This is a genomic window from Nocardioides sp., from assembly GCF_041600255.1.
Taxonomy (GTDB): Bacteria; Actinomycetota; Actinomycetes; order Propionibacteriales; family Nocardioidaceae; genus Nocardioides.
The window spans coordinates 1-8,851 of sequence record NZ_JBFIKK010000129.1 but is presented as its reverse complement, the minus strand read 5'-3'; the positions used below and the strand labels follow the sequence as shown (position 1 = coordinate 8,851).

The window sequence follows — 8,851 nt, the reverse complement described above, 5'->3', positions numbered from 1 at the left end:
TGGTGCTCTCCTCGGGGGCCACCAGCCGACCGCTACGGATGTCGGACGAGGTGCACGCCCATGACGTGGTGCTCGACGTGTCCCAGATCCGACAGTGGTCACCGGCGGTGAGCAGGCACGTCACCTACGTCGCGGTCGAGGGCGCCCGGCACGACGTCGTGCTCTCCCTGCCCGGTCCTCGTGCCCGCGTCTACGCGGAGCTGGAGCGGTGGCGGACGACATTCCTGGACTCCAACGCGCGCGGCGCCCGGCCCTCGCTAGGGTCCGAGGCATGAACCCCGTCATCGGACTCTCCCTCGGTCGCATCGCCATCGGCACCCTCGCCGTGATCAGACCCGACATCCTGACGAAGGGTCTGGGCGACGAGGCTCCGTCCCCGCTGATCGCCCAGGCGTTCGGATCGCGCGAGGTGGCCCTGGGCGCGGCGACGCTGCTCACCTGGGGACGTGCGCGACGGACCATGGTGCTCGTCGGCATCGCCGTGGACGGGGTGGACGTCGCCACCGCCCACGTCGCCACCCAGCAGGGTCAGGTGCCTCGGCAGTTGGGACAGGGCCTGGCGGCCGTGGCCGGCGCTGCGGTGCTGACCGGGGTGGTGGGTCTGCTCAAGCGCAGGCCCAAGGCAGCACCCGCCGCCTGATCGCCGGCGGCCCCGACCCGCGGGTCAGCTCGTCAGGAAGACGGCCAACGCCACCAGGCCGACGGTCACGATCACGATGCGCAACGCCAGGGCGGGCAGGCGTCGCCCCACGCCGGCACCGATCTGTGCCCCGACCACCGACCCCACGCCGATCAGCGCCACGATCCGCCAGTCGACGTCGGCGACCACGATGAACAGGGCGCCGGCGACCCCGTTCACCACCGCCGCCAGCACGTTCTTGACGGCGTTCAGCCGCTGCAGGGTCTCGTCGACGCCGCTGCCCAGGACCGCCATCAGCAGCACGCCCTGAGCAGCACCGAAGTACCCGCCGTACACACCGGCGAGGGCCACGGCCGGCCACACCCACCGGGCGCCGTGCTCGGGCACTCCCCCGCTGGAAGCGTGGCGGGCCGTCACCCAGCGAGCGATCCGGGGCTGCAGGACGACCAGCACGCAACCGAGCAGGATGAGCGCGGGCACGATGGCGGCGAACGCCTCGGCCGGCAGCACCAGGAGCAGCAGTCCGCCGGCCAGACCGCCCACCAGGGAGGCCCCGCCCAGGCGGAGCACCCGAGCGCTCTGCCCGGCGAGCTCACGCCGGTAGCCGACGGCACCGGAGATGGAGCCGGGCACCAGCCCGACCGTGTTCGAGATGTTGGCCGTCACCGGAGGCACGCCGAACGCGAGCAGGGTCGGGAACGTGATCAACGTTCCCGACCCCACCACCGTGTTGATGGTCCCCGCACCCAGACCTGCGAGCAGGATCGCCGCAGCCTCGAGCAGCGTCACTCGCCGGGGGACTCCGACGGCGCCTCACCGGTGCCGGTGGGCTGGTCGCCCGAGCGAGCGGCCCGCTTGCCCGGGTTCGCGGCGTTGGCCGCCTCGGCGATGGCCGCCTCGACAGCGGCGTTCGCCTTGCCGACCTCGGAGTCGCGCAAGGCAGCGCTCCCGCCGAGGGTCGGCGGCTCCATGCTGCCCATGTCGACCCGCTTGGCCGGACCGTCGTTCTCCTCCGGGATGCCCGCCATCGAGGTCATCGTCGAGCCCAGGCCCTCGAGCGCCTTGCCGATCTCCGACGGCACGATCCAGACCTTGTTCGCGTCGCCCTCGGCGATCTTCGGCATCATCTGCAGGTACTGGTAGGCCAGCAGGGACTGGTCGGGACGGCCGTCGTGGATGGCCTGGAAGACCGTCAGGATCGCCTGACCCTCACCCTGGGCCCGCAGGATCGCCGCCTCCCGGTCGGCCTGGGCTCGCAGGATCTGCGACTCGCGGTCACCCTCGGCGGAGAGGATCGCGGACTGCTTCTGCCCCTCGGCGGTGAGGATGGCGGACTGTCGGCCGCCCTCGGCGGTGAGGATCGCGGCGCGCTTGTCGCGGTCGGCGCGCATCTGCTTCTCCATCGAGTCCTTGATGGAGGGGGGCGGGTCGATGCCCTTGAGCTCCACCCGGTTGACCCGGATGCCCCACTTGCCGGTCGCCTCGTCGAGCACCCCGCGCAGCCGGGTGTTGATCTCGTCGCGGCTGGTCAGCGTCTCCTCGAGGTCCATGCCACCGACGATGTTGCGCAGCGTGGTCATCGTGAGCTGTTCGACGGCCTGGATGTAGTTGGCGATCTCGTACGTCGCTGCCACCGGGTCGGTCACCTGGAAGTAGATGACGGTGTCGATCGAGACCACGAGGTTGTCCTCGGTGATCACCGGCTGGGGCGGGAAGCTGACGACCTGCTCGCGCAGGTCGATGACGTAACGGACCCGATCGACGAACGGGACCACGATGTTCAGGCCGGCCGAGAGGGTGGTGCGGTACTTCCCGAACCGCTCGACCACTGCGGCGCGGGCCTGGGGGACGATCCGCACGGTCTTGGCCAGCAGCACGATGACGAACAGCAGCAGCAGACCGAGCAGCACGAGCAGTTCAGGCATGGAGGCTCCTCAGGAGTCGAGACGGGGAATGGGGTGGACGTAGGCGGTCGCGCCGCGGATCTGGAGCACCTCGACGGTCTCGCCGGGAGCGATCGTGATCGTCTCGTCGTACGGCGCCGCCGACCAGATCTCGCCGGCGAGTTTGATCCGGCCGTGCTCCAGGGCGGAGACCTCCTCGGTCACCACGCCCTGCACGCCGACCAGCTTGCCGTGGCCGAGTCGCAGCTCGGGGCCGCCGTGCAGCTTCTTGACCAGGCTGGGGCGGGCCAGGGCGAGGGCGCCGACCGAGGCGGCCGCGACCGCCAGCACCTGCACCACCACGGGCATCCCGAGCGCGGCGGTGAGCACTCCTGCCATGGCGCCCACGGCGAGCATGATCAGGACGAGGTCGAGGCTGAACATCTCGGCGACGCCCAGCATCACCGCGAGTGCCAGCCAGGTCTCCCACATGTGGTCCCGCAGCCAGTCCATGATTCGACCCTAGCCGCTGCCCGGGAATGCCCACCCCCGACACGACGTCAGCGGCTGTGGCGGACCCGTCGACGCGCGTGCCACCGGCCGTCCTCGTGGCGCAACGTGAGCGGCATGGAGAACGCGGCGGACAGGTTGGCCTCGGTCACCACGTGATCGAGCAGCCCCGAGGCGACCACCTGCCCGCCCCGCAGCAGCATCGCGTGCGTGAAGCCGGGCGGGATCTCCTCGACGTGGTGCGAGACCAGGACGGTGGCCGGCGAGTCCGGGTCCATCGCCAACGACGACAGCGTCGAGACGAGGTCCTCCCGACCGCCCAGGTCGAGGCCGGCTGCCGGCTCGTCGAGCAGCAGGAGCTCGGGGTCGGTCATCAGGGCGCGTGCGACCTGGACCCGCTTGCGCTCCCCCTCGCTGAGGGTGCCGAAGGTGCGGTCTGCCAGGTGCTTGACGCCGACCTCGACGAGCAGGTCCTGGGCCCGGCCGTGGTCGAGGTCGTCGTACACCTCGCGCCAGCGTCCCAGCACGCCGTACGACGCCGAGACCACGACGTCGTGCACCCGCTCGTCACGCGGGATCCGCTCCGCGAGGGCGGCACTGGTCAGACCGATCCGGGGCCGCAGGTCGAAGACGTCGACCGTGCCGAGGACCTCCTCGAGGATGCCCACCACACCGGAGGTGGGGTGGAGCTGGGCTGCGGCCACCTGGAGCAGCGTGGTCTTGCCGGCCCCGTTGGGCCCCAGCACCACCCAGCGTTCGTCCTCCTCCACCGTCCAGTTCACCCGGTCGAGCAGGGTCGCCTGCCCGCGCCGAACAGTGACATCGGCGAACTCCAGGACTGCAGACATGGGCGCCACCCTACCGACGCCGCGGCCGACCGCCAGCCAGGCCGGGAGCGGCGCGCGCGTACAGTCCTGAGCCGTGAACTCCGCACTCCCCGACGCTGCCCGACTCGCCTGGTGGGCGACGGCCTGGCTGCGTGGGCACGTCGTGACCGACCTGATGATCGATGCCGTCATCGACGCGGACGCCACGCACACGATCAGTGGTCTGGGCGAGCTCGGCCTGGGCGGAGGCCCCACCGAGACGCTGGTGGCCGGGCTGGGCCGGCTCCGGGTCGAGGGCGCCACCGGACTGGGGCTGGTCTTCGCCGCCGAGGGAGACCTGGTGGGACTCGGCGGGCCGACCGGGTTCAACACCGCGGCGCTGGAGGCCGGCGAAGCGGTGGTGGCCGTCGGGACGACGATCGGCCTGGTGCCGATCCGGGTGGGCGCAGCCATCAGTTGGGTGGCCCACCGGGCCGAGCGTCGGCAACTGCCCGACGTCGGGGAGGCCGACCGGGCCCTGCGAGCCGCCCTCCTCGAGACCGGCGACGCCTTGGCGGCCCTCGACGTCGCCCGCTGGCGTCCCGAGGTCGCGGACCGGTTGATGAACCTCCGCCACCGCCCGGCCCTGTCGGCGCCCGAGGGCGTCCCGGCACGGTGCGTGGACCTCGCAGCACGGGCGATCCAGGCACTCGACATCGTCTGGCTGGCCCTGGAGGACGACGGCGGCGCCCTGAGCGCCCACGAGATCGCGGCCCGTCGTACCGCTCTGCTCCCGCTGGAGCGCGCGGGTCGCCGGGGGCTCGTGGCCGCCTGCTCCCCCGAGGTCTGGCCCCCGGACTGACGCTCGGTCGGGGCCGAGGCCCCGATAGCCTCGTCCCGACATGAGCCAGCAGATCCCGCAGACCCTTCTCATCACGCTGACCGGCAAGGACCGGCCGGGTGTGACCTCGCGTGTCTTCTCGACCCTCGCCGTCTCCGGCGTCGAGGTCGTCGACGTCGAACAGATCGTGCTCCGCGGACGACTGGTCCTCGGTCTCCTGGTCACCGCGCCGCGCGACTGGAAGAAGCTCAGCGCGGCGGTCGAGGAGACCGCTGCCGAGCTGGGGATGTCCGTGGAGATCGACCGCGGGGTCGGCGACAACCGTTCGCGGCCGGTCGGGCGAGCCCACGTGACCCTGATCGGCACCCCCCTGCTGGCCTCGGGCATGGCCGCGGTCGCCGGCCGGATCGCCGACTGCGGGGCGAACATCGACCGGATGGAGCGGATGGCCCGCTACCCGGTCACCGCCATCGACCTGCACGTCTCAGGCGTGGCCCCCGAGGTGCTCCGGACCGTCCTGGCCGGCGAGGCCGCGGCCCACGGCCTGGACATCGCCGTGCAGCCGGCGAACCTGTTGCGCCGCGGCATGCGCCTGATCGTGATGGACGTCGACTCCACGCTCATCCAGGGCGAGGTGATCGAGATGCTCGCCGCCCACGCCGGCCACGAGGCCGAGGTCGCTGCGGTGACGGCCGCGGCGATGCGCGGAGAGCTGGATTTCGAAGCCTCCCTGCGCTCGCGCGTCGCGATGCTCGAGGGCGTCGACGCCTCGGCCCTCGACGAGGTCTACCAGCAGATCGTGCTGGCCCCCGGTGCCCGCACGATGGTGCGCACGTTGCGCCGTCTCGGCTACCGGTTCGCGATCGTCTCGGGCGGGTTCAGCCAGATCACCGATCGCCTGGCCGAGGACCTCGGCATCCACTTCGCCCGCGCCAACGAGCTGGAGATCGTGGACGGCAAGCTGACCGGGCGGATCGTGGGCGACGTCGTCGACCGCGCCGGCAAGGCCACCGCGCTGCGGCAGTTCGCCGCCGAGGTCGGCGTACCGGAGGCCGCCGTCATCGCGATCGGCGACGGCGCCAACGACCTCGACATGCTCAACGCGGCGGGCCTGGGCATCGCCTACAACGCCAAGCAACTGGTGCGCGATGCCGCCGACACGTCGGTGAACGTGCCCTACCTCGACGCGATCATCTACCTGCTCGGGATCTCCCGCGAAGAGGTCGAGGCCGCGGACGCCGAGGCGGGGATCGTCACCCCGGCTCCCCCCGTCTGAGTCAGCGGCCCTCGAAGAAGTCGACCAGCCGGGCCGAGGACTCGGCCACGTCGGCCCACTCGCCCTCGTGGAGCAGCACGGCGACGGCGCTGGTCGCGAAGCCTCGGGCCATGGCCAGGGCGACCTCGGTGTCACCCTCACCGTCGTCGAGCAGCTGGGCCACGGACTCCATCGTGGGGTTGTGTCCGACGACCATCAGGGTCCGGGCCTGCGCCGGGGCCTCCCGGATCAGGTCGAAGACCGTCTCCGGCATCGCGGCGTACAGCCCGGCGTCGTACGTCGCCTCGAGCGGCCAGCCCGCGGTCTCCCGCACGGTCTCCCACGTCTGACGGGTCCGGACGGCCGCCGACACGAGGGCATGGGTGGGGACGATGTCGCGGTCGACCAGCCAGCGCGCCGCTCGGGCGGCCTCGTCACGACCGCGGGGCGCGAGCTCGCGATCGCGGTCGGTCGCACCGACCTGCTCGGCCTTGGCATGACGCATGACGATGATCTGTCGAGACTGGCGCTGCACGCCGCAACTCTCCCACCGGCTAGCCTCCCTGTCATGCCCAGGGGACCTCTCATGATCATCGGCGGCGCCGAGGACAAGTTGCGCCGCCGCACGATCCTCACCGACTTCGTCAACGCCAGCGGCGGCAAGGACGCGCGGATCGCCGTCATCCCGACCGCGTCGTCGATCGGTCCGGAGGTCATCGCCGTCTACGACGCCCTGTTCCGCCGGCTCGGCGCCGCCGAGGTGGTGGCGGTGGCCCCGGAGAGCCGCGAGGAGGCCCACGACCCCGCGCTGCGCGAGCTCCTGGCCGGCGCCACCGGCATCTTCATGAGCGGGGGCAACCAGCTCAAGCTCTCCGCCCTGCTCTGCGGCACTCCCCTCTCGGACGAGATCCTGGCGGCCCACGAGCGCGGCGTCGTGGTCGCCGGGACGTCCGCGGGCGCCTCCATCCAGTCCAGCCACATGGTGGCCTTCGGCGGCCCCGGCGCCACCCCCAAGCAGCGGATGACCCAGGTGGCGGCCGGGATGGGACTGCTGCGGTCCTCGGTGATCGACCAGCACTTCGACCAGCGCAACCGATACGGGCGGCTGCTGATGATCGTCGCCCAGTCCCCCCAGCTCCTCGGCCTGGGTGTCGACGAGGACACCGCCGCCGTCGTGGAGGTCGAGGAGGGCCACGAGATCCTGCGCGTCGTCGGCAAGGGCGCCGTGACCATCTTCGACCCGGCCCGGATCACCACCAACGCCTTCGAGGCCAAGCGAGCCTCGACCCTGCTGGCCAGCGGGGTGGTCATGCACGTGCTGCCGCACGGCGCCCGCTTCGACCTGACCACGCGGGAGCTCATCCCCTCGCCGCACGGTCTGATCGACGACGACGAGGCCCGGGAGATGGCCGAGGCCGGCAAGGACCTGCGCCAGCTCGCGCGGGACATCGCCGCGGCCGACGCCTCCCCCAGCGCCCTGCGTCGGCGACTGGCCCGCTCCCGACCCAAGCCCACCACCGTTGAGCCCACCCCCCAAGAGGAGGGAACCTCGTCATGAGCGAACGTCCCACGCCCGACCTGACCATTCTGGAGACCCGCGTCTACCGAGGCGCGAACATCTGGTCCTACGACAGGTCGATCCACCTGGTCGTCGACCTCGGCTCGCTGGAGAAGTTCCCCACCAACACGATCCCCGGGTTCACCGACAACATCCTCCAGATGCTTCCGGGCCTGCGCGAGCACTCGTGCTCCCGCGGGCGTCGGGGCGGCTTCGTCGAGCGGCTCAACGAGGGCACCTGGCTCGGCCACGTGGCCGAGCACGCTGCCCTCGCGCTGCAGCAGATCGTCGGCCACGACATCCGGCGGGGCAAGACCCGCGCGGTCAAGGGCCAGACCGGCGTCTACAACATCATCTTCGGGTACGCCGACGAACAGGTCGGCCTCGCCGCCGCCCGTCTCGCCGTACGTCTGGTGAACCACCTGGTCGCAGCCGACCCGGAGTTCGACTGGGACGCCGAGCTCGAGTCGTTCATCCTGCGGGCCGAGCGGACCGCCTTCGGTCCCTCGACCCAGGCCATCATCGACGAGGCCGTCTCCCGCGACATCCCCTGGATCCGGCTCAACCAGCACTCCCTGGTCCAGCTCGGTCAAGGAGTCCACGCGAAGCGGATCCGGGCCACGATGACCTCGGAGACCAGCTCCATCGCCGTGGACATCGCCTCGGACAAGGACCTCACCACGCGACTGCTCGGCGCCGCCGGGCTGCCCGTGCCCAAGCAGGAGTCGATCCGTACCGTCGACCAGGCCGTGCGGGCGGCCAACCGGATCGGGTACCCGGTCGTGCTCAAGCCGCTGGACGGCAACCACGGCCGCGGCGTCTGCCTCGACCTGCAGAACGACGACGAGGTGCGCGAGGCCTTCGCGATCGCCTCCGGTGAGTCCCGGCGCGGCTGGGTGATCGTCGAGTCCCTGGTGATCGGCAAGGACTACCGCTGCCTGATCATCGACGGCCGGGTCGCCGCCATCGCCGAGCGGGTGCCCGCCTCGGTGACCGGTGACGGCACCAGCACGGTCGAGCAGCTCGTGGACACCGCGAACGCCGACCCGCGCCGAGGCGTCGGCCACGAGAAGGTGCTGACCCGGATCAAGGTCGACAACGCCGCGATCGCGCTGGTGCGCGAGCAGGGCTTTGAGATGAGCGATGTCCCCCCGGAGGGGCAGACGGTCAAGCTCGCCCTGACCGGCAACATGTCGACCGGTGGCATCTCCATCGACCGCACCTTCGAGGCGCACCCCGAGAACGTCGAGATCGCCGAGGAGGCGGCCCGGATGATCGGGCTCGACATCGCCGGGATCGACTTCATCTGCCCCGACATCACCGAGCCCGTCCGCGAGACCGGCGGCGCGATCTGCGAG

10 protein-coding genes and 1 pseudogene are annotated in these 8,851 nt (G+C 71.5%); 6 read left to right on the top strand and 5 right to left on the bottom strand.

What is annotated here, in order from left to right; translation table 11 throughout:
- Positions 1–275 (top strand): annotated as a pseudogene (locus ABZE72_RS13745) (alpha/beta hydrolase); the annotation flags it as partial.
- On the top strand, positions 272–640 hold the full coding sequence (locus tag ABZE72_RS13740; protein WP_372729598.1) for a hypothetical protein: 369 nt from the start codon (positions 272–274) through the stop codon (positions 638–640). The pseudogene ABZE72_RS13745 and the gene ABZE72_RS13740, both read left to right, overlap by 4 nt.
- Before the next feature lie 24 nt (positions 641–664).
- On the opposite strand, the gene ABZE72_RS13735 is transcribed toward ABZE72_RS13740, so the two are convergent.
- The 4 genes from ABZE72_RS13735 to ABZE72_RS13720 are packed head-to-tail and all read right to left on the bottom strand — an operon-like array spanning position 665 to position 3,881.
- Entirely contained in the window at positions 665–1,429 is a 765-nt protein-coding gene (locus ABZE72_RS13735) for a sulfite exporter TauE/SafE family protein (protein WP_372729597.1), read from the bottom strand.
- Complete coding sequence (locus tag ABZE72_RS13730) at positions 1,426–2,565, bottom strand: SPFH domain-containing protein (protein ID WP_372729596.1); 1,140 nt, start codon at positions 2,563–2,565, stop codon at positions 1,426–1,428. The genes ABZE72_RS13735 and ABZE72_RS13730 overlap by 4 nt, the downstream gene beginning before the upstream one ends.
- A 9-nt stretch (positions 2,566–2,574) precedes the next feature.
- Positions 2,575–3,036 carry an NfeD family protein gene (locus tag ABZE72_RS13725; RefSeq protein ID WP_372729595.1) on the bottom strand — a complete coding sequence of 154 codons (462 nt, stop codon included), beginning with the start codon at positions 3,034–3,036 and terminating at the stop codon, positions 2,575–2,577.
- A 47-nt stretch (positions 3,037–3,083) separates the two neighbouring features.
- On the bottom strand, positions 3,084–3,881 hold the full coding sequence (locus ABZE72_RS13720) for an ABC transporter ATP-binding protein (RefSeq protein WP_372729594.1): 798 nt from the start codon (positions 3,879–3,881) through the stop codon (positions 3,084–3,086).
- Positions 3,882–3,954: 73 nt separating this feature from the next.
- Between ABZE72_RS13720 and ABZE72_RS13715 the strand changes: the two genes are divergently transcribed.
- Both ABZE72_RS13715 and serB read left to right on the top strand, forming a co-directional pair.
- Positions 3,955–4,701 carry a hypothetical protein gene (locus tag ABZE72_RS13715; RefSeq protein WP_372729593.1) on the top strand — a complete coding sequence of 249 codons (747 nt, stop codon included), beginning with the start codon at positions 3,955–3,957 and terminating at the stop codon, positions 4,699–4,701.
- Positions 4,702–4,741: 40 nt separating this feature from the next.
- Entirely contained in the window at positions 4,742–5,956 is a 1,215-nt protein-coding gene (serB, locus tag ABZE72_RS13710) for a phosphoserine phosphatase SerB (RefSeq protein WP_372729592.1), read from the top strand.
- 1 nt (position 5,957) lies between these two features.
- On the opposite strand, the gene ABZE72_RS13705 is transcribed toward serB, so the two are convergent.
- A complete protein-coding gene (locus ABZE72_RS13705; RefSeq protein WP_372729591.1) occupies positions 5,958–6,470 on the bottom strand; it encodes a histidine phosphatase family protein in 513 nt (170 codons plus the stop codon).
- A gap of 33 nt (positions 6,471–6,503) precedes the next feature.
- On the opposite strand from ABZE72_RS13705, the gene ABZE72_RS13700 reads away from it, so the two are divergent.
- Both ABZE72_RS13700 and ABZE72_RS13695 read left to right on the top strand, forming a co-directional pair.
- Complete coding sequence (locus ABZE72_RS13700; RefSeq protein WP_372729590.1) at positions 6,504–7,493, top strand: cyanophycinase; 990 nt, start codon at positions 6,504–6,506, stop codon at positions 7,491–7,493.
- Positions 7,490–8,851, top strand: a 1,362-nt coding sequence (locus ABZE72_RS13695; protein WP_372729589.1) for an acetate--CoA ligase family protein, incomplete at its 3' end; no start/stop codon positions are given. The genes ABZE72_RS13700 and ABZE72_RS13695, both read left to right, overlap by 4 nt.

Bases quoted from the DNA above. Each gene is read 5' to 3' on its own strand.
- serB (WP_372729592.1), top strand. From the start codon at position 4,742: ATGAGCCAGCAGATCCCGCAGACCCTTCTCATCACGCTGACCGGCAAG.
- ABZE72_RS13725 (WP_372729595.1), bottom strand. From the start codon at position 3,036: ATGGACTGGCTGCGGGACCACATGTGGGAGACCTGGCTGGCACTCGCG.
- ABZE72_RS13700 (WP_372729590.1), top strand. From the start codon at position 6,504: ATGCCCAGGGGACCTCTCATGATCATCGGCGGCGCCGAGGACAAGTTG.
- ABZE72_RS13720 (WP_372729594.1), bottom strand. From the start codon at position 3,881: ATGTCTGCAGTCCTGGAGTTCGCCGATGTCACTGTTCGGCGCGGGCAG.
- ABZE72_RS13730 (WP_372729596.1), bottom strand. From the start codon at position 2,565: ATGCCTGAACTGCTCGTGCTGCTCGGTCTGCTGCTGCTGTTCGTCATC.
- ABZE72_RS13740 (WP_372729598.1), top strand. From the start codon at position 272: ATGAACCCCGTCATCGGACTCTCCCTCGGTCGCATCGCCATCGGCACC.